Raw genomic sequence first — 22566 nt, forward strand, 5'->3', positions numbered from 1 at the left:
TCCGCAGCACGCCGAGCAGAGGACGCAGATGACCCACACGTCGACGAGAGCGCAGCCGATTCCGAAGGCGGCGAAAGTCGCCAGCGCGGCAGCGCTCCTCCTGGCGGCGGTGCACATCGCTCTCACCGCCGTGTTCAACGTCCCGTCGACGGAGGTCAAATACGAGGCGCTGCCCGGTCGGGCGGCGGATGCCTGGATCCGGCCCTACTTCGTGCAGGACTACCGGATCTTCGCCCCCGACCCGGCCAGCGCCGACCGCAACCTCTGGGTGCGGGCGTGGGTCGAGACGCCGGACGGCGAGCGGGTCGAGACGAAGTGGGTCGACGTCACGGCCATCGAACTCGCCGAACCGTACCGCCGCGTGCTGCGCAAGCAGCTCACGGTGATCGGAGCCGAGCAGCTCATGACCTCGTTCGGCAAGCTCACCGAGGCGCAGAAGGCGGTCGTCGAGGAGAACTTCCACACGAGCCCTGACCTGGCCGAACTGAACGAGGCTCTGCTCGCGGCCGACGATGCGAACGCGGGTGATGTGCGTTCCTTCATCCGCGCCACGAACTACACGACGTCGTACGCGACGCAGGCGGCGCGCGCACTCTGGGGCGACGACGGCGAGATCCTCGCCGTGCAGACCCGGTCGGTCTACAGTCCGGTGATCCGGTGGGACGACCGCAACGACCCGGATGCCGTCCGCCCCGACTCCTCTTATACGCAGCTGGGCTGGCGCCCCGTGCTCGACTGGTCGCAGCAGAGCGAAGACGCGTTCGCGCGCACGTTCCTGCACTGGGCCGAAGCGGCCGGCGTGACCGGCTCGCTGACCGGCGACGAGGAGGATGCCGGATGAACGCGGTCACCCGACTCTGGGATTCCTTGCTCCACTGGCTGCTCGATCGCCGGCACGCGACCTACGGCCTCGCCGTGATGCGCATCGGTTTCGCGGGACTCACGATCGTCAGCATCCTGCTCTATCTGCCGGACTACTCCTATACCTTCGGTGAAGGATCGCGCTGGGGAGAATCGCTGTATCGACCGAGCGGGGTGAACACCTACATCTGGCCGATCTCGATCCTGTTCTCGCGCAGCGATCCGGACTGGTTCACCTATCTCAAGCTCGCCCTGCTGCTCGCGGTCGCCGTGGCGTACCTGCTGGGCTGGCGGATGCGGATCATCGCTCCGCTCTTCGTCTTGCTGTGGCTCGGCTACGCGTCGACGAACCCGCTCGTGCTCAACACCGGCCACTACCAGACGTTCCGGGTGATGCTCCTCTTCCTCCTGCTCGCCGACACGTCGCGGCGCTGGTCGCTCGATGCGCGCCGTCGACGGGTGACCCGTGACGAGCATCCGCTCTCGTTCCGCGGCCGTGTGCTGCCGCGCTGGGTGCCGGTGCTGTCGAACAACGTCGCCGTCATCCTCATCGGCGCGCAGCTGTGCATCGTCTACATCACCAGCGCGCTGTGGAAGCTGCAGGGGTCGATGTGGACCGAGGGCATCGCCGCCTACTACCCGTTGCGTCTCGAGCAGTTCATTCTGTTCCCCTGGCTCAACGAGATCGCCTGGCACGTGACTCCGGCGATCTTCATCGCCTCCTGGCTGAGCGTCTACATGCAACTGCTCTTCCCGCTGACGCTCCTCAACCGGTGGACGCGCATCTTCGGACTGATCGCGATCACCGGCATGCACGCGGGCATCGGCGTCCTGATGTCGCTGCCGTTCTTCTCGCTCGTGATGATCTTCAGCGACATGATCTTCGTGCGTGACGTGACCTGGCGCAAGGTGCAGCTCTGGGTCGTGCGGAGGTGGAAGCGACGCCGGACTGTGAGCAACCGACAACCCGACGCGGGCACATCCCGACAGGGACTTGGAGAGGATGCACAGGTGACTTCGCCCGAAGTTGTCGGAGTTCTACGATAAGAGCACTCCACCTTCTTCTCCGAGAGGAATGCTCATGGTCGACGCCGCCGTCCGCACCACGAAGACCCCGATCGTCGAGGCCACCAGCCCCGCCATCGATGTCGCCCGCGTCAACGATCTCCTGCTGGGGACCTGGGGCGACACCCGCCGCGAGGCCCGCGAGATGATCAAGGACTCCGCCTTCTGGCGGCAGGACGACCTCGGCAAGGACGAGCACCGCGAGCGCGTGCTCAGCCAGCTGCACCTGCTCGTCGAGAAGAAGGCCGTGCACCGGGCGTTCCCGAAGTCGCTCGGCGGCGAGGAGAACAACGGCGCCAACATCGCGAGCTTCGAAGAGCTCGTCGTCGCCGATCCGAGCCTGCAGATCAAGTCGGGTGTGCAGTGGGGCCTCTTCGGATCGGCCGTGCTGCAGCTCGGCACGAAGGAGCACCACGAGAAGTGGCTGCCCGGCATCATGGACCTCTCGATTCCCGGCGCGTTCGCGATGACCGAGATCGGCCACGGATCGGACGTCGCCGCGGTCGGCACCACCGCGACCTACGACCCCGCGACCGAGGAGTTCGTCATCCACACCCCGTTTCGCGGGGCGACGAAGGAGTACCTCGGCAACGCGGGTCTGCACGGCATCGCCGCGACCGTGTTCGCGCAGCTCATCACGAACGGTGTGAACCACGGCGTGCACTGCTTCTACGTGCCGCTGCGCGGAGACGATGGCGTCGATCTCCCCGGCATCGGCCGTGAGGACGACGGACTCAAGGGCGGACTCAACGGCATCGACAACGGGCGCCTGAGCTTCGATCAGGTGCGCATCCCGCGCACCAACCTGCTCAACAAGTACGGCGACGTCGCCGCCGACGGCACCTACACCAGCGCCATCGACAGCCCCGGTCGCCGCTTCTTCACGATGCTCGGCACCCTCGTGCAGGGGCGCGTCTCGCTCGACGGTGCGGCATCCTGGGCGTCCGCCCTCGGCCTGCACATCGCGATCACGTATGCGACCCAGCGCCGCCAGTTCGACGGCGTCGACGGGCAGGAGGTCGTGCTGCTCGACTACGGCAAGCACCAGCGCCGCCTGCTCCCGCGCCTGGCCACGACCTACGCGCAGATCTTCGCGCACGACGAGTTCCTGCGGAAGTTCGACGGCGTCTTCTCGGGGCGCACCGACACCCCCGACGACCGCGAAGACCTCGAGACCCTCGCCGCGGCGCTCAAGCCGCTGTCGACCTGGCATGCGCTCGACACGCTGCAGGAGGCGCGCGAGGCGTGCGGCGGTGCGGGCTTCATGTTCGAGAACCGTCTCGTCGGACTGCGCGCCGACCTCGATATCTACGTCACCTTCGAGGGCGACAACAACGTGCTGCTGCAGCTCGTCGGCAAGCGCCTGCTCACCGACTACGCGAGCCAGTTCAAGGGCAAGGATGCCGCTGCCCTCGCCAAGTACGCGGTGGGGATGACCGCCGGCAAGCTCTTCCACGGTGCGGGACTGCGCCAGTTCGGTCAGTCGGTCGCCGACCTCGGACAGGTCTCGCGGTCGGTCGAGAACGGACTGCGCGAGGAGCAGCAGCACCAGCTGCTCACCGAGCGCGTGCAGCAGATGGTGGCCGACATCGCGAACCGACTGCGTCCCGGTGCGAAGGACAGGGCGCTCGGCGCCCGCCTGTTCAACGAGAACCAGGCCGAGCTCATCGAAGCGGCCCGCGCTCACGGTGAGCTGCTGCAGTGGGAGGCGTTCACGGATGCCGTGCACACCGTCGACGACGAGCAGACGAAGGCCGTGCTCACGTGGCTGCGCGACCTCTTCGGCCTGCAGCTCATCGAGAAGCACCTCGCCTGGCACCTGATCAACGGGCGTCTGTCGACGCAGCGCGCCGCGGCGGTGTCGAGCTACATCGACCGGCTCTGCGCCCGCCTGCGGCCGCACGCGCTCGACCTCGTGAACGCGTTCGGCTACGAGCCCGAGCACGTGCGTGCGCCGATCGCCTCGGGTGCGGAGAAGGCCCGGCAGGACGAGGCCCGCGCGTACTACGCCGACCTCGCGGCCTCGGGCGAGGCTCCGATCCAGGAGAAGGCGCTGCGCGCCGCGAAGAAGCACTGAGCCGGGGTTCACAACTCCGGAGGAACTGCATGGAAAAGGGCCCGATCGGCGTGATCGGGCCCTTTTCGTCGATTCTCCGGAGTTATGAACGGGTCGGACCGGTGCCCGGGGCGGGCGGGTAGGTCGGAATCGCCGGGGAGTGCGCCGCAGGACCCATCCCCGTTCCCGGGAAGTACTGTGCGGGCGACGGCGGGTAGATCGGATGCTGACTCGGGAGCTGCTCGGACGACGAAGCCGCGACCGGGGCTGCCGGGGTCTGCTGCGCCCGCGAGCGCACCCGTTGCAGCACGAACGTATAAGAGAGGTACAAGAAAGCCGCTGCCGTGCCGGTGCCGAAGAGCAGAAGGGCCGGGAGCGTGCTGCTGATCTCCCGCGGCAACTGGAAGAGCGCAGGGAAGAACACGTCGGGGAGAAGCACGAGCGCGTTGACCACGAGAAGCGCGAGCGCGGGCAGCAGGAGCGCGAACGGCGACCAGCGCGTCACCGCGATCCCGATCACCACGAGGATCACCCCACCGAGCACCGCGGCCACGGCGACGGGTTGCACGGCCATCTCGAAGCGCTGGTAGGCGTACAGCATCCCGGTTCCGATCCCCCAGGCGAGGAGTCCCGCGCCGAAAGCGAGCAGGACGGGGGCGAGGATGCCGCCGACGATGCCGAGGCCCGCACCCTTGGGCTCGGGGCGTCGACGCGCGAGGGCCAGGACCACCCCCATCGTTCCGAGCGCGGGGAAGAGCACGAGCGGCACGCCGTAGATGATGCCGTCGGTCCACTCGAGGGGGAGGCGGACCGCGCGCTGCGAGGTGATCAGCGCGGCCGGGAACATCGCGAAGACGATCGGTGCGAGGGAGAGCACGCCGACCGCGATGAGCCCCGCCGAGCTCCAGATCCCCGTGACCACCACGGCGACGAGCAGCAGGATGCCGAAGACCTGCAGTGCGGTCGGTCCGGCCAGCTCCGCGAGGTCGAGCTCACGGGCGTACTGGAAGACCGAGGACATCCAGACCCGGCCCCCTCCGGCGAGGAGTCCGGCGCCGACGGGCGCGAGAACCACGGCGACGATGACGGTCAGGACACGCGCGAGCGCGGACGATCGGTGCATGGGACTTCCCCTCCAGAGTCTCGTGCTCACCGTATCGACTCGGGGCCGTTGCGCGGAAGACGGGATAATCGTCGGCATGAGCTTTCTCTGGCGATACTTCCGTCGCGAGGTCGACTATTCGTCACTCGATGACGGCACGCCCGACGACGACGCTCCGCTCCCGGCGCCGTCCCGGGCCGGGCGAGTGCTCGCCTGCACCGTGGTGATCCTGTTCGGCGCGGTCTTCCTCGTCGCCGTGGTGGCCGTCGGCATCCGAGTCGAGTGGGTGCTGACCGACACGATCCCCTGGCGCAACACCGAGATCTGGGCCTGGCCGCCCATGGTCTTCTGCGCGATCGTCGGCGTGGCCGTGACCGGCTTCGGCGTGCGTCTGCTGATGACGGCGATCCGCGGTCCGCGACTCTGAGAAGACGCGACTCTGAGAAGAGGGGACAGGCGGCGCGGGTAACGTCGTGTGCATGACCCGCGTGAACGCCTATGCCGCCCCCTCCGAAGCCGCTCCCCTCGAGAAGACGACGATCGAGCGGCGAGAGCTCGGCCCCCACGATGTTCTGATCGATGTCGCCTTCGCCGGCATCTGCCATTCCGACATCCACACGGTGCGGGGCGACTGGGGTGCCCGCGAGTACCCTCTCGCGCCGGGACACGAGATCACCGGCACGGTCGCGGCCATCGGTGCCGAGGTCACGAAGCACGCGGTCGGCGACCGCGTCGGTGTCGGCTGCATGGTCAACTCCTGCGGGGAGTGCGACCAGTGCCGGCGCGGCGAGGAGCAGTTCTGCCGCAACGGCGCCGTCTTCACCTACGGCAGCGTCGACCGCGACGGCACGATCACGCAGGGCGGCTACTCCGAGAAGGTCGTCGTGACGGAGGGCTTCGTCGTGAGGATCCCGGATGCGCTCGCGCTCGATGTCGCCGCGCCCCTGCTGTGCGCGGGCATCACGACCTACTCGCCCCTGCGGCACGCGGAGGTCGGGCCGGATTCGCGGGTGGCGGTCGTGGGTCTCGGCGGGCTCGGTCACATGGGTGTGCAGATCGCTCACGCGCTCGGGGCGGAGGTCACCGTTCTCTCCCAGACGCTGAGCAAGAAGGACGACGGTCTGCGCCTGGGCGCCGACCACTACTACGCGACGAGCGACGACGACACCTTCCGCTCGCTGCGCGGCTCGTTCGACATGATCCTCAATACGGTCAGCGCGCCGATCGATCTGCGGTCGTACCTGGGAATGCTCGACGTCGACGGGGCTATGGTGTGCGTGGGGATGCCGTCCGATGCGCTTCCCCTGTTCGTCGGATCGCTCATCGGCGGACGCAAGTCGATCTCCGGCTCCAACATCGGCGGCATCCGCGAGACGCAGGAGATGCTCGACTTCTGCGCCGAGAAGGGCATCGCCGCCGAGATCGAGGTGATCCCGGCATCCGACATCAACGCCGCCTACGAGCGCGTGCTCGCGTCGGACGTGCGCTACCGCTTCGTGATCGACGCCTCCACCTTCGCCGACTGAGGTGCGCGGGGTGGGCCCTTCGACAAGCTCAGGGACCCAGTGCTTTGGGTCGCTGAGCCCTCACTGGGTCGCTGAGCCTGTCGAAGCGCCCCACCGCGAGGGGCCGTGTCGGTGGCCGCCGCTAGCGTGGGGGCATGAGCTCGTTGATCACCGGTCCCGACGAACGCGCGCGCTGCGGCTGGGTGGGTGACGACGCCGAGTACCGCCGCTATCACGACGAGGAGTGGGGCACCCCGTTGCACGGCAATCGGGCCCTCTTCGAGAAGATGGCGCTCGAGGGCTTCCAGGCCGGTCTGTCGTGGATCACGATCCTGCGCAAGCGCCCGCGATTCCGCGAGGTGTTCGCAGGGTTCGACCCGGCGGTCGTCGCGGAGTTCGGCGACGACGACGTCGAGCGCCTGATGGGCGACGCCGGCATCATCCGCAACCGAGCGAAGATCCTGGCGACGATCGGCAATGCGCAGCTCGTGCGCGGCATGGCCGAGGGCGAGCTCGATGAGCTGATGTGGTCGTTCGCGCCGCCGGCATCCGACACCCGCCCGGCGTCGTTCGCCGATGTGCCGGCGGTGACCGCGGAGTCGACCGCGATGAGCAAGGAACTGCGCAAGCGGGGGTTCCGCTTCGTCGGTGCGACGACCATGTACGCGCTGATGCAGTCGGCGGGAATGGTCGACGATCACATCGAGGGATGCTGGCGCGCCTGAGCGCGTCGCCGGTCGCGGTTATACTCGTGCGCGGGGGAACCCGCGGTGCGCTCGTGCCGCGGCGCTTTCGATGCGACCCCCGTCGATGACAATTCCCGGGGGAGGGCGAGTGGCGAAGCGGATTGCCTCCACGCCTCCGGTGCTGTCGGGCTACAGCTACGTGCGCCCGCTGGGCTCCGGTGGGTTCGCCGACGTCTTCCTCTACGAGCAGGACATGCCCCGCCGCGTCGCCGCGGTGAAGGTGCTGCTGGCGGATGCCGTGAACTCCGACGTGCTGCGCGCGTTCAACGTCGAGGCCGACATCTCCGCCCGCCTCAGCGCGCATCCGTCGATCGTCACGATCTATCAGGCGTCGATCTCGTCGGACGGGCGCCCGTACTTCGCGATGGAGTACTGCCCCGACACGATGAGCGCCCGCTACAAGAAGGCACCGCTGCCGCTCGCCGAGGTGCTCGACATCGGCGTGCGCATCGCCGGCGCGCTCGAGACCGTGCACCGGGCGGGACTGCTGCATCGCGACATCAAGCCCTCGAACGTGCTCATCAACTCGCTCGGTGCCCCTGTGCTCGCCGACTTCGGCATCGCGGCCGCGGTGCTCGACGAGGGGGACTCCGAGACCATCGCGATGTCGATCCCGTGGAGCGCCCCCGAGGTGCTGCAGGAGAAGGTGTCGGGCTCGGTGCCCAGCGAGGTCTGGAGCCTCGGGGCGACGCTGTACACCCTCCTTTCCAGCCGCAGCCCCTTCGAGCGCGACGACCGTGCGTCGAACACGCGTGAGCTGCTCACGCAGCGCATCGTGAAGGCCAAGTACACACCGCTGCCGCTCGCGGGCATGCCGAAGGTCATCGACGAGATCCTCGCCACGGCGATGGAAAAGGATCCGGCGCGCCGGTTCCCGAGCATGGCCGCGTTCGCCGACCGTCTGCGTCATGCGCAGTACGAGCTCGGCATCGCGCCCACCGCCTTCGAAGCGGCATCCGCCGAGTGGGCCGCGGCCTCGCCGGTCAGTTTCTCGGATGCCGCGCCCCGCGGCCCCGTCGTCACCACCGTCGCTCCCGACTCCCGTCGCGCCGCACGCGCCGCGAAGCAGCAGGGCGCTGCCCGTGACCGCGACGACCTACCGGTCGCGACCCGGGCCCCGTCGCGTTCTCCGTTCGTCGCCGGAGTGATCGGCGCGCTCGTGGGCGCCGTCGTGATCGCGGGCGTCGGCGTCGGCATCCTCTTCCTCACCGGGGTCCTGTGATGGCGATCGGCGACCGCGACCGCACCGCGACGAAGCCCCGCTCCCGCGGGCGGGTCATCGCCGCGATCTCGGGCGTCGCGGCTCTCGCCGTGGTCGTCACCCTCGCCGTCACGGCGCAGGGCTACCAGTCGCAGGAGGTGCCCCGTCTGGAATCGGCCGTCTGGGTCATGCGCGACAGCGGCCAGTACGCACGGGTCAACACCGACCTCGCCGAGATCGACACGGTGCGCAACGTCGACGATCCCGAAGCCGTGTGGCAGAGCGGTTCCTCGGCCGTGCTCTACGCGCAGGGCAACCGCCAGCGCTGGGACCTCGATCCCGCGAGCCCCGGAGACCTGATCGCGGATGCCGGCGAGGAGGGCATTCCTCTCGCCTCCGAGCCGACCCCGGCCGGAACCCGAGAGATCGTGTCGGCCGGGCCGTACGTGGCCTATCGCACCGACACCGGACAGGTCTCGGTCACCACTCTCGAGGCGGGGGCGGGCACGGCTCTGGTCGACCCCTTCGCCGCGGTCGAGGTCGAGGAGGGCGAGGACCCGCCGTCGTACACGGCCGATGCGATCGGCCTCTCGCCCGAGGGCGTGCTCGCGCTCTACTCGGCCGAAGAGGGCGCGGTGCGCCGGTTCGACATCGATGAGCACCGCTTCCTCGGTGACGGTGCCGAGGTGTCCGACGCCCCCGAGGGCGGTGACGGTCTCGAGCTCACCGTGGTCGGCGATCGCTGGGCGATGCTCCAGTCCGCGGAAGGGCGACTCTGGGCGTCGGGCGCCGACGCCCCGATCACGATCGACGTCGCCGAGGGCGCACGACTGCAGGCGGGCGCGGCATCCGGCGACGACGTCGTCGTCGCGGACTCCGACGGTCTCGTCTCGGTGGCGCTCGCCTCGGGCGACTCGGAGCGGATCGCCGAAGCATCCGGCGTCCCCGCGCGCCCCGTCGTCGTCGGCACGACGACCTACGCCGCCTGGCTCGACACCGGGTCCGGCACCCTGTGGGCCGGCGGCGAGACCACGTCGCTGTCCGTCCCCGAGGACGCGCTCGAGTCCGCGACCATCGAACCGGTCTTCCAGGGCAACGGCGACCGCGTGGTGCTCAGCGAGATCGGCACCGGTCTGCTCTGGACGGCACCGGACGGCGTGCTCATCCCACTCGAGCAGTGGGCGATCGACGACGACACCGAGCAGCAGGAGGGCACAATCATCGTCGAGGACGTGGCGGAGCAGATGCCGCCCGTCGCCGTCGACGACTCGTTCGGCGTGCGGGCCGGCGAGCAGGTCATCCTGCCCGTGCTGCTCAACGACCACGATCCGAACAAGAAGGACGTCCTGACGATCGACCCTGAGTCGGTGTCGGCGGGGCTCGGCGACGACGGCTTCGGTCGGCTGTCGCTCGTGTCCGACGGACAGTCGCTCGTCGTCGACGTGACCGCGACGAGCGGACAGGCCTCCTTCACGTACGCCGTGACCGACGGGGCCGCGGTGTCGCCGCCCGCCACCGTCACGCTCACCGTCGTCGATCCCGAGGTGAACTCCGCCCCGGTCTGGTGCGGTGTCGACGCGTGCCAGCAGGAGTGGCCGACACCGCAGTTGCTCCCGGGCGGCAGCACGGTCGTCTCGGCGCTGTCGGGGTGGGTCGACCCCGAGGGCGATCCCTTCGTGCTCGTCGACGCCTACGAGACCGACTCCGCCGCCCCCGTGATGGTCGTTCCCATGGCCGACGGTCGGGTCGCGATCCGCCACACCGACCCGAACGCCTCGGATGCCGTCATCCCCGTGACCGTCGTGGTCGAAGACGTGCACGGTGCGCGCGCCGAGAAGAACCTCGACGTGCAGGTCACCGGCAGCCCCGCGCTCCTCGCCTCCCCGGTCGCCCTGACCGCGCGGGTGGGGGAGCCCCAGTCGATTCGCATCTCCGATCACCTCTCCGGGGGCTCCGGGTCATACCGCCTGGTCGACGCCGTGCAGACGGCGGCGACGGCGGCGGGCCTCGAGGTCGCGCCGAACCTCGCCTCCGGCGACGTCGAGCTCACGGTCGCCGAGCCCGGTCAGTACGTCGTGACGTACACCGCGCAGGATGCCACGACGCAGGCCGAGCAGTCGGCCGTGATCCGCATCACGGCGGTCGACGGGGCGGCTCCCCTCGCGATGGCTCCGCTCACCGCTTTCGTGCGCGAGGGCGAGGACACCACGGTCGACGTGCTCAGCGCCGTGCAGAACACGACGGGCCGCGTGCTCATGCTCTCGGGAGCCGTGAGCTCGTCGCCGCAGTTGAGCGTGCGCGTCGTCAACAACGAGAGCATCCGCGTCAACGGCACGACCGACGACGGCGAGCCGGGCGTGATCGGCCGGGCACGCGTCACCGTCGCCGACGGCTCGGGTGCGGCCGTCGAGGGAACGGTCACCGTCTTCCTCACGCCGCCGTCGACCGTCACCCGCCCGATCGTCTTCCCCGACGCGATCACCGTGCGGGCGGGGTCGCTCACCCGCATCAACGTGACCGCCAACGACGTCGCACCGCGGGGCGAACCCCTCGTCGTGCAGCCGGAGGTGACCGGTTCGGGTGAGGCGGGAGAACTCGTCTTCGCCGACGGCAACGCGCTCCGCTATCTCGCCCCGTCGACGCCCGGCACCTACCGGCTCACGTACTCGGTGTCGCTCGAGCGCAACCCGTCCCTCTCCGACGACGGCGCCGTGACGGTGACCGTCGTGCCGCCGGGCACCAACCGTGCTCCCACGCCCACCACGCTCACGGGTCGGGTGCTGAGCGGGCAGACCGTCTCGCTGTCGGTGCCCGCCACCGGGATGGACAGCGACGGCGACCGCGTCGTGCTCGCCGGCATCGATCAGCCCGGCAAGGGCGCCGGCACCGCCACGATCTCGGCGCGCGGCGACGCGATCGTCTACCGCGCTCCGGCCGCAGGCGTCGACGGCGGCCAGGCGACCTTCCGCTACACCGTGCGCGATCCGCAGGGCGAGACGGGCACCGGACTCGTGCGGATCGGCGTGCTCGACGCCGACATCGACGATGCGGCCCCGGTGACCTTCAGCGACTACGTGCGGGTCGAGGCCGGGTCGTCGACCCCGATCGTGCTCGACCCCCGGGCGAACGATCTCGACCCGGCGCAGGGGGACCTCGAGATCACCGAACTGGTGCCCAACGCTCCGCCGGTCGCCGGCAACCCGCTCTACGAGCGGCTGAAGTCGCTGATCGACCCCGACACGTCGCTCGAAGACGGACGCGTCGTGCTGCGCGCGGGCGACGTGGCGGGCACGAACTCCTACTTCTACACGGTGACGTCGAGCCGCACGCAGAGCACCGCGCAGGGCCTCATCGTCGTCTCGGTGACCGATGGCGCCGTGACCGACCAGCCCACCGTCGCCGACACGGTGCTCACCGCGCGCGACCGCGACGATCTCGCCGACCGCGGCATCGACGTCGTCACCGACCGGGTCAGCTGGCCGTCGGGCGACGCGAGCTCGCTGAAGCTCAGCCTCTGGGGTGACCAGCCCGGCTTCTCGGTGCAGGGCGACCGCATCGTCGGCGCGGCCCCGGCCGAGGGCACCCTCGTGCCGTTCCAGCTCACGGGCACTGCCGCGGGCGGACGCGACGTCGTCGCCTACGGGTTCCTGCACATCCCCGCGTTCAACGACATGCAGGTGCAGATCACGCCGGGCGCGACCCCGGTCGTGGTCGACGAAGACGCCGAGGCGACGTTCACCGTGGCCGACTACCTCGACCTCGCGGCGAACGACGCGGTCGAGATCGGAACGGGCGAGTTCACCACGCAGCGCGCCGCCGCGGTCTGCCTCCCCGCAGGCGGGGGAGAGGCGACCTATCGCGCCGGCCGCGAATCGCCGTGGTCCGACACGTGCCTCGTGCCGGTGCGGCTCCAGGGCCAGGAGCGCTGGTCGTACATCGACGTGCCCATCAGCATCCGTCCTGCCGAGCCGCAACTGCTGCTCTCGTCGATCGCCCACACCGTCGCGCCGGGCGCGAGCGCGGACTTCGACCTCTACGCGAACATGGCGAGCTGGGAGGGCGGCCGCGAGGGCGACGCCCGTTCGCTCGACTTCCGCACCGTCTACAGCGGCGCCTCGTTCACGGTCACGCAGAACGGCCCGACGCTCACCGTCGAGGCGCACGCCGACGCGCGGCCCGGCACCGCCGAGGCCGTCGAGGTGACCGTCTCGCAGTACGGCGAGGCCGCGGCATCCGTGCGCCTGGTCGTCGGGGCGGCGCCGCCGGATGCTCCGCGCGGGGCGACCTTCACGAAGCAGTGCGTCGTGACCAGCCCCAGTTGCTCGATCGACGTCGTCGACATCGCCGGCGAGTACGACCCGTTCGCGGGCAAGCAGGGCTCCGGCTTGAAGCTGGTGTCGCTCGGCTCCGGCGCCCGGTGCGACGTCGCGACGCTCGCCGCGTCCGGCGAGCGCGCGATCACCGCGAGCTGGCCCGGCGGCGGGCAGGCTCCCGGCGGGCAGTGCGTGGTGCCGTTCGTGGTGGCGGATGCTCAGGGCCGCACCGGCACGGGCACCCTCACCCTCGATCTGCAGGGCTACCCGCAGGCGCCGGCGAGTGTCACGACCGTCGGGTACACGCGCTCGACCGTCGTGCTCGAGGTGCCGCTCGGTGAGGCCGGACGCGCGCACCCCTCGGTGACCGGCGTGACGATCCAGCAGGACGGCGCGGCCGCGAACGCCTCGTGCGGGCCGGCCGGTGGCGGCCTGTACCGCTGCACGGTGAACGGCCTGGTCAACGGCGAACCGCACGCGTTCACGGCATCCGCGGTCAACTCCGTCGGCGCATCCGCCCCGACCTCTGCGCACACGAGCTGGGCGTACGCGGCGCCGACGGTGTCGAACGCGACGGCGGCGCCGGTGTATCGCCAGGGGGTCACCGACCGGGGCCGCGGCGTCGTCTCGCTCTCAATTGATGCGCCCGATGACGCGCGCGCCTTCCGCGTCGTGGAGACAGGTCAGGTCATCGAACGTGCGGGTGGCACCACGACGGTCGACGTCGCGCTCGAACCAGGTCCTCGGACGCTCACCGTCGTGCCGGTCAGCCAGTTCCAGCCGCCCACCGGCGACGCGGGCAACGAGGGAGGCGCGTTCAGCACGCAGGTGACGGTGGCGGGAACTGTGTTCTTCGATCCGTCCAATACGCAAGCGTCGGCGACCTCGAACACATCGGTCAGTGTCACCAACGTCGGCGCGCAGCCGAACGGCAGCGCGCAGGCCGTCGAGGTCGCCTATGTTGCCTGGCGAGGGGGGAACGCGCCGACCTGCGAGATGCGCCCCGACGGGCGGTTGCGAGTGTCCGGCGGAGAGGTGCAGTCGACGTCTCCGCAACTCACGGGGCTTGCACAGTACTCGACCTACTTCGTCAAGGCCTGCGCCTCGAACGGATTCGGCGCCGCCGAGTCGTCGACCGCGACGGTCGTGACGTTCACGTTCGTCGACGGCCCCGGGGGAAACACGTCCTACACCGTGTCCACGACGCCGACGCAGACCGGTCAGCGCTCCTATTCCTACGGTCTGCAGTCGGCGCCGTCGATCACCGTTCAGGACAATTTCGCCCCGCAGTACAACCTCTACGGTTCGTGGCAGAGCAGTTTCTCGTTGAGTGCCGACGCCGCGCCGTCGAATCCGTCTGCACGTTCCTGCCACGTGAATCTCGGCGCGATCTGTTCGGGCGCGGTGGGCCTGTCCGCTGCCACCGCGCCGACGATCGTCGATGTGTGGTTCGGTGAGTGCGTGCCCGAGAACACCGGCGACGTCGTCAACGTCTCCAGCGCCGCGCGCGGCTCCTACAACCTCAGCGACCCCGTGCCCGTCGACCCGGCCGTGCCGGACGGCCCTGCCACCGTCACGCTTTCTTGGTTCGGTGCGTACTCGGACCTCGCCCCGATCACGCAAGAGATCCCCGCTGCCTGCACCCCGACCCCCTGACCCGTCCGAGACCATCGAGAAGAATACTGTTGCTCCTATGCCTGCTTCCTCCGCTGCACCCGTGACCATCGCCCCCGAACAGGCCGCCTGGTTCGCCGAGACGTTCTCGATCCTCACCGGCAACGTCGAGCAGGTCGTGCTCGGCAAGCGCCACATCGTCGAGCTGGTGCTCGCGGCGGGCATCAGCGGGGGGCACGTGCTGCTCGAGGACTACCCGGGCACCGGCAAGACCGCGCTCGCCCGGGCCATCGGCCAGACCATCTCGGGCACGAGCACGCGCATCCAGTTCACCCCCGACCTGCTCCCCGGCGACGTCACGGGCATCACCGTGTACGACCAGAAGGAGGGCACATTCGAGTTCCACGCGGGTCCGGTGTTCGCGAACATCGTGCTCGCCGACGAGATCAACCGGGCGAGCCCGAAGACGCAGTCCGCGCTGCTCGAGGTCATGGAGGAGGGCACCGTCACGGTCGACGGCGTCACCCGCCCGGTCGGCTCGCCGTTCCTCGTGATGGCGACGCAGAACCCCATCGAGCAGGGCGGTACCTACCGTCTGCCCGAGGCGCAGCTCGACCGCTTCATGATCAAGACCTCGATCGGCTACCCCGACGACGCGGCGACCATGCGCATCCTGCAGGGTGCGGCGCAGCCGACCCGCGTGCTCGACGGCATCGTCGGCACCGACACCATCCTGACGATGACCGAGATGGCGCGCGGCGTGTACGTGAACCCGCTCGTCTCGGACTACATCATGCGCATCGTCGACGCCACGCGCCGGGCATCCGAGGTGCGTCTGGGGGCCAGCGTGCGCGGCGCGATCGCGCTGTCGCGGCTCGTGATGACCTGGGCGGCGAAGAACGGTCGCACCTACGCCACCCCCGACGACGTGCGCGAGCTCGCCGTCGTCGCTCTGGCGCACCGACTCGTGCTCGAGCCCGAGGCCGAGTTCGACGGGGTGACCGCGGTGGCCGTGGTCGGCCAGATCCTGCTCGACGTCGAACCCCCGCGCGAGAACGGCACTGCGTGAGCTTCAACACCGAATCGCGCCTGACCCGCACCACCGCCGGCACGTCGACCTCGACGCGCACGGCGACGGTGACGCGGTACTCGCGTACGCGCCGCGGCCCCGTGCGGGGAGCGGTGTTCGGCATGCGCCGAGCGGCTCGCACCGTGACGCGCGCCGGTCGCCGCACGGCCGGCTGGGTGCGCGAGACGGTGACGGCTGCGGGGATGCTCGTGGCCGCGGCCCTGGTGCTCGGCGTCGTCGCGGGGCTGCTCTTCGGCTGGGTCGAGGCGTGGGCCGTGGCCGCGATCGCGCTGGTGCTCCTGATCGTGTGCGTGCCCTTCGTGCTGGGCGCGCACGACTACCGCATCCACCTCGCTCTCGACCGTGATCGTGTGGTCGCGGGGGCTGAGATCGGCGCGACGCTCGACGTGCGCAACAACGGCACCCGCCTGTCTCTGCCCGGCGTGGTCGACGTCCCGGTCGGTGAGGGCCTGGTCGAGGCGCACGTGCCGCTGCTGCGCCCCGACGGACACCACCGCGAAGAGCTCACGATCGCGGCGCACCGTCGCGGCGTGATCGACGTCGGGCCGATGACGATCACGCGTGGCGACCCGATCGGCATCCTCCGCCGTGAGATGCGCTGGCCCGAGGTGCAGCGCATCCACGTGCACCCGGTCACCGTGCGCATCCCGAGCACCAGTGCGGGGCTCATCCGCGACCTCGACGGCACCCCCAGCACGACGCTCGTCGACGCCGACCTGTCGTTCCACGCCGTGCGCGAATACGTCGTGGGCGACTCGCAGCGCCACGTGCACTGGAAGTCGACGGCCAAGACCGGCACGCTCATGGTGCGGCAGTACGAGGAGTCCCGGCACGCCCGCATCGCGATCATCCTCGACCTCGACGCCGAGTCGTACGACAGCGACGACGAGTTCGAGAACACGGTGAGCGCCGCGGCATCCCTCGCGCTGCAGGGTGTGCGCGACGGCCGCGACGTGCTGTTCTCGGTGAGCAACGAGATCCCCGAGCACAGTCGCACCGAGGTGCTGTCGATCCGCACCCTTCCGACCGTCACCCCGAAGGCGATGCTCGACGCGACCTCGACCCTCGACGCGTCCGACCGGGTCATGTGCCTCGAGGCCGTGGCAGCGCTGACGGTGCAGTCGTACCCCGACCTCTCGATCGGCTTCCTGCTCACCGGATCGCGCACACCGCTCGAGCGACTGCGGCACGCCGCGGTGAAGCTGCCCGCCCAGGTCGACGCCGTCGCCGTGCGCAGCGAGCTCGGCGAGCAGCCCACGATGCGCACCGCCCGCGAGCTGTCGGTCATGACTCTCGGAGCGCTCGGCGATCTGCCGCAGATGCTGGCCCGAGGAGCGCTCCGATGAGCGGCACGCGCACGCCTCTCCGGGGTGCGAACGGCCCCGCGCTCCGGTTCTCGGCCCTCACGTTCTGGGCGCTCGGTTTCGTGGCGGTCGGCATCGCGCTCGCGACGGCCGCCGCCTGGCCGGTGTACGAGTCGCCGCGCGCACTCGTCGTCGGTGTCGCCGGCGGCCTGCTCGGGATGGGGGTGGCGGTCCTCGCGCGGATGCTGCGCTGGGGCGCTCTGCTCGCCGCGCTCGCGGCCGTGGCGACGTACCTGATCGTCGCCGTCCCCCTGGCGGTCCCCTCGGCGCTGTCGTCGGTGCCCGCGTTCCTCGGCGGCCTGCGCGACGCCGTGTTCGGCGTCGTGCTGGGCTGGAAGCAGATGCTGACCCTGGCCCCGCCGCTCGGCGAGTACCAGGCGGTGCTCATCCCGTTCCTCGTCGTGATGCTGTTCGGCGGATTCCTCGCGACCTTCCTCGCCCTCCATCCCGGGCGTCGTGCCCTGGCGGCGGTCCCGGTCGTCGCCGCGATGAGCGTCTTCGGGGTGGCCTTCGGGTTGAGCGCGACGAGTTCGCCGGTCGTCGTCTTCGGCATCGAGGTGCCCGCTCCGCGCGAGTGGCTCATCGGGGTGGGGGTGTTCGCCGCCGCCCTGGTCTGGGTGATCGGCCGGGCGCGCATCGAGCGGGCGCAGGCGCTGCGCATCGTCGCGGCGACCGGCGTCTCGCGCCGGGCGGCGCCGGTGTGGCTCAGCATCCGCCGGCACCTGCTCGCGGGCGCGCTCGTGGTCGTCGCGCTCGTCGCCGGCGTCGCGGCGGCCCCCGTCGCCGCCGGTTGGACCGACCGGTCGGTGCTGCGCGACGAGGTCGAACCGATGATCGTCGTGCAGCAGCAGACGAGCCCGCTCGGCTCCTACCGCGCGTGGTTCGCGGGCGATCGCCTCGACGAGACCGTGTTCGGCGTGCAGGGCGACCCCGGAGCCGTCGATCGCGTCCGTCTCGTGACGCTCGACGCATACGACGGCAACGACTTCCACATCGCCGAGGACGACCGCTTCAGCCGGCTCCCGCGCACGGCCGGCCCGGGCGAGGGTCGCATCGCGCTCGACATCACGGTGGGGGATGCCTACCGCGGCATCTGGGTTCCGACCCCCGCCGGACTCGCCGAGGCGCCGGCGTTCGCCGGATCACGGGCGGATGCTCTCGCCGACGGGTTCCACATCGACGCCGACGGCGACACGGCCATCACGATCGCGGATGCTCCGGGCGGGGGGAGCGGACTGGTTCCGGGCGACCGGTACTCGGTGCTCGTCGACCCTCCGGCCACCGGCGACGGAATCGCGTCGCTGCAGGGCGGCGACTCGACGCTCGACGCCGACGCGTTCCCCGCGCTGGTCGAGTGGGCCGAGATGCAGGAGCAGCCGCGCACCGGCGCCGGCTACGTCGAACTGATCGACCGACTGCGCTCGCGCGGCTACCTCAGCCACGCGGTGCTCGACGACGCCGCGTCGGCCGGGTGGATCGCCGCGCTCGACGGGGCGGAGGGCTACGGCTTCGCCTCGAGCTACGCCGGTCACTCGGCGGCGCGCATCGAAGAGGTCTTCACCGCGATGGTCGAGCAGGAGCGGCGGGCCGGGTCGGATGCCGCGCCCGAGCTGCTCGTGTCGGCGATCGGAGACGACGAGCAGTTCTCGACGGCCGCCGCGCTGCTCGCCGAGCACTGGGGTCTCGAGTCGCGGGTGGTCATCGGTGCGCGTCTCGCGGGCGCCGAGGAGGTGCCCGGCATCCCGGCCTGCACCGAGGTCTGCACGGGCGCGAGCATGAGCGCCTGGGTCGAGGTGCGGTCCACCGGTGGCGAATGGATGCCGATCGACGTCACGCCGCAGTACGCGATGCTGCCGAGTGCGATCACCGAGGGCGAGCAGCTGCCCGAGCATCCGACCGTTCCGGAGCAGCCGCGCTCGGAGGCGCTCGATCCGCCGCAGGCGCAGAGCGACTCGAACGACGACGCTCCGCCGCTGGAGGCCCCCGAATCGGAGTTCCTGGCCGTTCTGCTGCCGATCCTGCGCGCCGTCGGTCTCGGTGTCCTCGCGCTCGTGCTCCTGACGCTTCCCCTGCTGGTGCTGTTGATCGCGAAGGGCCGCCGGGCACGCGCACGGCGCGACGCCGGTGATCCCGAGGTGCGGCTCGCGGGCGCCTGGGAAGAGCTCGTCGACCTGTACACCGATCACGACGTCGCCCTGCAGACCCAGGGCACGCGCGTGCAGCGCGCCCGATCGACGGATCGCTCGGCCGCCGTGCGACCGGCGGTGCTCGTCGACCGCGGCATCTTCGCGGGGCATCCGCCCACCGATGCGGATGCCGCCGCCGCCTGGCAGATCGTCGACGACGAACGAGCCGCGCTGTCGACGGCCGACAGCCGGTGGCGGCGGCTGGTCGCGCGGGTGCGCCTCACCTCGTTGCTGAGCCGGGCGAGGCCGACGAGCGGTCCTCGTTTCGCGGGTCGCCGTCCGGTGATCGGTACGCTCGCAGTAGCCGGTTCGCCCCACGACCGGCAGAAGGAGACCCCATGACACCGTCAGCAGAGTCCGGACTGCTCTCGATGCTCCTCATCGGATGGGGTGTCGGCCTGCTCCTCGGCCTCGGCATCTACGTCTGGTACGCGGTGGCGCTGTCGCGCCTGTTCCCGCGGCTCGGGGGAGAGGCGTGGAAGGGCTGGGTGCCCATCCTCAACGAGGCCGAGATCCTCGCGCGCGGAGGCGTCGCCGCCTGGAAGGTCGTGTTCTACCTGATCCCGATCGTGCAGATCTACGGCATCTATCTCAAGGTGATCGCGACGCATCGGATCAACCAGCAGTTCGGTCGCGGCGCCGGGTCGACGGTGCTCGCGATCCTGCTGCCGCCCGTGTGGGCGACGATCCTCGCCGCCGGGGCGCCGCCGTACCCGGAGGGCGACCGCCTCGCGGCCCTGCAGCCGGGGCCGCGCCGCACCCCGCAGCCGCTGCTCGAGCCGACCACCGGAGACACCCGCGACTACGCACTCCCGGCCTTCGCGCCGCAGCGCCCCGCTTCGGCACACGCCGGAGCGGCTCCGTCGGGGGGATTCATCCCGGCCCCGCGCTCGACGAACGCCGGGTCGGAGGCATCCGCCCCGCCCGCCGGGAACGCCGGGATCCCGGCGGAGTGGCAGGCGTTCGCCCCTGCCCCGCAGGCTCCGGTTCCGCAGTCCTCCGTGGCCGCCCCTTCCGAGGCCGCGCCGCAGCCGCCTGCCCCCGCCCCGCAGCCGCCTGCGCCCGCCCCGCAGCCGCCGGCTCCGTCCTTCGCCCCGCCCACGGCACCCGCTCCGCAGCCGCCGGTCGTCTCCGCTCCGGCCGCGCCGCCGGCCGCGCCGCCTGCCCCGGCCGCCGCCCCGGTTTCGCCCGCCGCTCCGGCCGCACCCGCGGCTCCCGCCGAGGAGTTCCCGCTGCCGCCCGCCTTCGCCCCGACCCCGCCCGTCTTCACGCCCCCGGCACCCCCGGCCGCTCCGGCCGCGACAGTGCCGCCCGTGACGGAGACCCCGGCACCCGGCATCCGTCCCGTCCCCCTGATCGCCACGCCTCCGGTCGCTCCCGCCGCGCCGACCGAGACGTCGGCGGCGGAGGCTCCGCTCGCGCACGACGCCGAGTCCGACGACCTGCTCGCCGACGACCTCGCGCAGACGATCATCAAGCCCCGCCAGGTCGCCGTCGACGACGACCTCGAGGCGACCGTCGTCGTGGCACGCAAGCGCGGAGTGCGTCGCTCACTCGTGCTCGACGACGGCCGCAGCTTCGCGCTCTCGGGCGCGAGCGTCGTGATCGGGCGCAACCCGGTGGGCGACCCGGGCGAGCAGCGTCTGTCGATCACCGATGCGACCCGTACCCTCTCGAAGACCCACGCGCGTCTCGTCGTCACCGATGACGAGTGGCGGCTGACCGACCTGCACGCGACCAACGGCGTCGTCGTGGTGGCCGAGGACGGCACCGAGGTGCTGCTCGACCCGGGCGAGAGCGTGGTCGGAACCGGACGCTTCATCCTCGGCGAGGTCGGGATGCACGTGATCGCGGAGCGCGATTCGTGACCGTCGACCAGGTCGTCCTCAACGTCGCGTCACTGACCGACACCGGTCTCAAGCGCGCCGCGAACGAGGACTCCCTGCTCACCGCGGCCCCCGTGTTCCTCGTGGCCGACGGCATGGGCGGGCACGAGGCCGGCGATCGGGCGAGCGCTGCGGTGGTGGCCGCCTTCGAGCCGCTCCGGGGCACTGCCGTCACGATCGGCGACGTGCGCCTGGCGCTGGGCCGCGCGACCGCCGTGGTCGAGTCGATCGCCGCCGCGCACAAGCAGGGAGCCGGCAGCACGGTCTCGGGCGTGGCCCTGGTCGAGCACGAAGGGCTGCCGCACTGGCTCGTCTTCAACGTCGGCGACTCGCGGGTCTACCGCCATCACGCCAACGATCTCGTGCAGCTGACGATCGATCACTCGCTCGGCCAGGAGATGGTCGACGCGGGAGAGTTGCGTCCCGAAGACCTCGCGACCTTCGCGCAGCGCAACATCATCACCCGCGCGATCGGCGCGGCCGACAGCGAGGCCGACAGCTGGCTCCTCCCGGTGATCGACGGCGAGCGCCTGCTGCTGTGCTCCGATGGTCTCAGCGGCGAGGTGAGCGACGAGGCGATCCGCGCCACCCTCACGATGTGCGGACGCCCGGAGACCGCGGCATCCGCTCTGGTGCGCCGGGCGCTGCAGGCGGGCGGACGCGACAACGTCTCGGTCGTCGTGATCGACGTCGTCGCCGGCGGCCTGCGCGCCGGCCGTGACGACGACACGGCCGGCCGGTTGGCGGTGTCGGTCGGCACCGATTCGATGCTCGAGGGCACGACGATCCCGGTGCGCGCGCGATGACCGACGAGAGCATCGACGAGGAGACCGTCATCGTCACGCGACGCGACCGTCGCCGCGCGGTCGAGCAGGCGGAGTCCGTGCAGGCGGATGCCGAGTCGCAGCCGGCGTCGTCGCAGGCGGATGCCGACGCCCACGTCGAGGACGACGAGGCGCACCAGGAAGACAACGAGGCGACCGTGGTCGTCGGGCGCGCCCGCTCCGTGGCATCCGACCTCGACGAGGCGACGATCGTCGTCGACCGCACCCGCGGCGCAACGTCGGACGATGACCACGAGGCGACCGTCGTGGTCGACCGCGCCCGCCCGGCATCGTTCGAGCCGGACGAGTCGACGGTCGTCGTCGATCGCTCGGGCGGTGCTGCCGTCGCACCGTCGGGTCTCGAAGAGACGATCGTGCGTCCCCGGCGCGGCCTGCGTCGCCGGCGGACCACGGTGTTCGATGATCCGTCCGACCTCGATGCGACGATCCCTCGGGGACCGGTCTCGTTCGAGCGCCCCACCGAGCCCGAGCCGCCGGCGATCTACAAGCCGCGCCCGGCTCCCCTCGTGCCGAAGGCCCCGCCCGCGGTCGGCGGCGGTCCGGCACCGACCCGCATCGAGGACCCGGCGCTCCCGTCCGTGGCGCGGCAGGGAGTGCGCCGCAGTCGCGCGGCGCTCCTCGCCTTCGTCGGTGCGTGCGCGGTGTCGGTCGCGGGTCTCGTGACGCTCGGCTTCGTCGTCTTCGCCTGACGCCGCCACGCATCGCCTGATACGTACCGCACCGCATGGGGAA

The 22566-nt window shown here is 70.9% G+C and carries 15 protein-coding genes; 14 read left to right on the forward strand and 1 reads right to left on the reverse strand.

Annotation, left to right across the window (positions count from 1 at the left end; all coding sequences use genetic code 11):
* Positions 1–28 precede the first annotated feature (28 nt).
* Genes KV396_RS09020 through KV396_RS09030 form a run of 3 tightly spaced genes read left to right on the forward strand, consistent with a single transcriptional unit; the run spans position 29 to position 4003 of the window.
* Positions 29–841, forward strand: coding sequence for a DUF5819 family protein (locus KV396_RS09020; protein ID WP_247633005.1), 813 nt, complete (start codon positions 29–31; stop codon positions 839–841).
* Complete coding sequence (locus tag KV396_RS09025; RefSeq protein WP_247955496.1) at positions 838–1908, forward strand: HTTM domain-containing protein; 1071 nt, start codon at positions 838–840, stop codon at positions 1906–1908. Before KV396_RS09020 ends, KV396_RS09025 begins: the two co-directional genes overlap by 4 nt.
* Positions 1909–1942: 34 nt before the next feature.
* Complete coding sequence (locus tag KV396_RS09030; protein WP_247955497.1) at positions 1943–4003, forward strand: acyl-CoA dehydrogenase family protein; 2061 nt, start codon at positions 1943–1945, stop codon at positions 4001–4003.
* 82 nt (positions 4004–4085) lie between these two features.
* Here the strand turns inward: KV396_RS09030 and KV396_RS09035 are convergent, their stop codons facing one another.
* Complete coding sequence (locus KV396_RS09035) at positions 4086–5105, reverse strand: hypothetical protein (RefSeq protein ID WP_247955498.1); 1020 nt, start codon at positions 5103–5105, stop codon at positions 4086–4088.
* A gap of 76 nt (positions 5106–5181) precedes the next feature.
* Here KV396_RS09035 and KV396_RS09040 point away from each other — a divergent pair, with 76 nt between their 5' ends.
* From KV396_RS09040 to KV396_RS09090, 11 genes are all read left to right on the forward strand, one after another.
* Positions 5182–5511: a hypothetical protein gene (locus KV396_RS09040; protein ID WP_247623553.1), complete on the forward strand. Its 330-nt coding sequence runs from the start codon at positions 5182–5184 to the stop codon at positions 5509–5511.
* Between the two features lie 52 nt (positions 5512–5563).
* The gene (locus KV396_RS09045; protein WP_247633000.1) at positions 5564–6610 is read left to right on the forward strand and encodes an NAD(P)-dependent alcohol dehydrogenase; all 1047 of its coding nucleotides are present in this window, start codon (positions 5564–5566) and stop codon (positions 6608–6610) included.
* A gap of 134 nt (positions 6611–6744) precedes the next feature.
* Entirely contained in the window at positions 6745–7314 is a 570-nt protein-coding gene (locus tag KV396_RS09050) for a DNA-3-methyladenine glycosylase I (protein WP_247955499.1), read from the forward strand.
* A gap of 109 nt (positions 7315–7423) precedes the next feature.
* Positions 7424–8557, forward strand: a complete 1134-nt coding sequence (locus KV396_RS09055) for a serine/threonine-protein kinase (protein ID WP_247955500.1) — start codon at positions 7424–7426, stop codon at positions 8555–8557.
* Positions 8557–14505, forward strand: coding sequence for an Ig-like domain-containing protein (locus KV396_RS09060; protein WP_247955501.1), 5949 nt, complete (start codon positions 8557–8559; stop codon positions 14503–14505). Before KV396_RS09055 ends, KV396_RS09060 begins: the two co-directional genes overlap by 1 nt.
* A 61-nt stretch (positions 14506–14566) precedes the next feature.
* On the forward strand, positions 14567–15532 hold the full coding sequence (locus KV396_RS09065) for an AAA family ATPase (RefSeq protein ID WP_247624732.1): 966 nt from the start codon (positions 14567–14569) through the stop codon (positions 15530–15532).
* The gene (locus KV396_RS09070; RefSeq protein ID WP_247955502.1) at positions 15529–16899 is read left to right on the forward strand and encodes a DUF58 domain-containing protein; all 1371 of its coding nucleotides are present in this window, start codon (positions 15529–15531) and stop codon (positions 16897–16899) included. Before KV396_RS09065 ends, KV396_RS09070 begins: the two co-directional genes overlap by 4 nt.
* Positions 16896–19445, forward strand: a complete 2550-nt coding sequence (locus KV396_RS09075; protein ID WP_247955503.1) for a transglutaminase-like domain-containing protein — start codon at positions 16896–16898, stop codon at positions 19443–19445. The genes KV396_RS09070 and KV396_RS09075 overlap by 4 nt, the downstream gene beginning before the upstream one ends.
* Positions 19442–20971 carry a DUF5684 domain-containing protein gene (locus tag KV396_RS09080; RefSeq protein ID WP_247955504.1) on the forward strand — a complete coding sequence of 510 codons (1530 nt, stop codon included), beginning with the start codon at positions 19442–19444 and terminating at the stop codon, positions 20969–20971. The genes KV396_RS09075 and KV396_RS09080 overlap by 4 nt, the downstream gene beginning before the upstream one ends.
* The gene (locus tag KV396_RS09085) at positions 20968–21795 is read left to right on the forward strand and encodes a PP2C family protein-serine/threonine phosphatase (RefSeq protein ID WP_247955505.1); all 828 of its coding nucleotides are present in this window, start codon (positions 20968–20970) and stop codon (positions 21793–21795) included. The genes KV396_RS09080 and KV396_RS09085 overlap by 4 nt, the downstream gene beginning before the upstream one ends.
* Positions 21792–22523 (forward strand): hypothetical protein, encoded by a 732-nt coding sequence (locus tag KV396_RS09090; protein ID WP_247955506.1) that lies wholly within the window; start codon positions 21792–21794, stop codon positions 22521–22523. Before KV396_RS09085 ends, KV396_RS09090 begins: the two co-directional genes overlap by 4 nt.
* Positions 22524–22566: the final 43 nt, after the last annotated feature.

Origin of the sequence: Microbacterium galbinum (genome assembly GCF_023101185.1) — a bacterium.
GTDB lineage: Bacteria > Actinomycetota > Actinomycetes > Actinomycetales > Microbacteriaceae > Microbacterium > Microbacterium galbinum.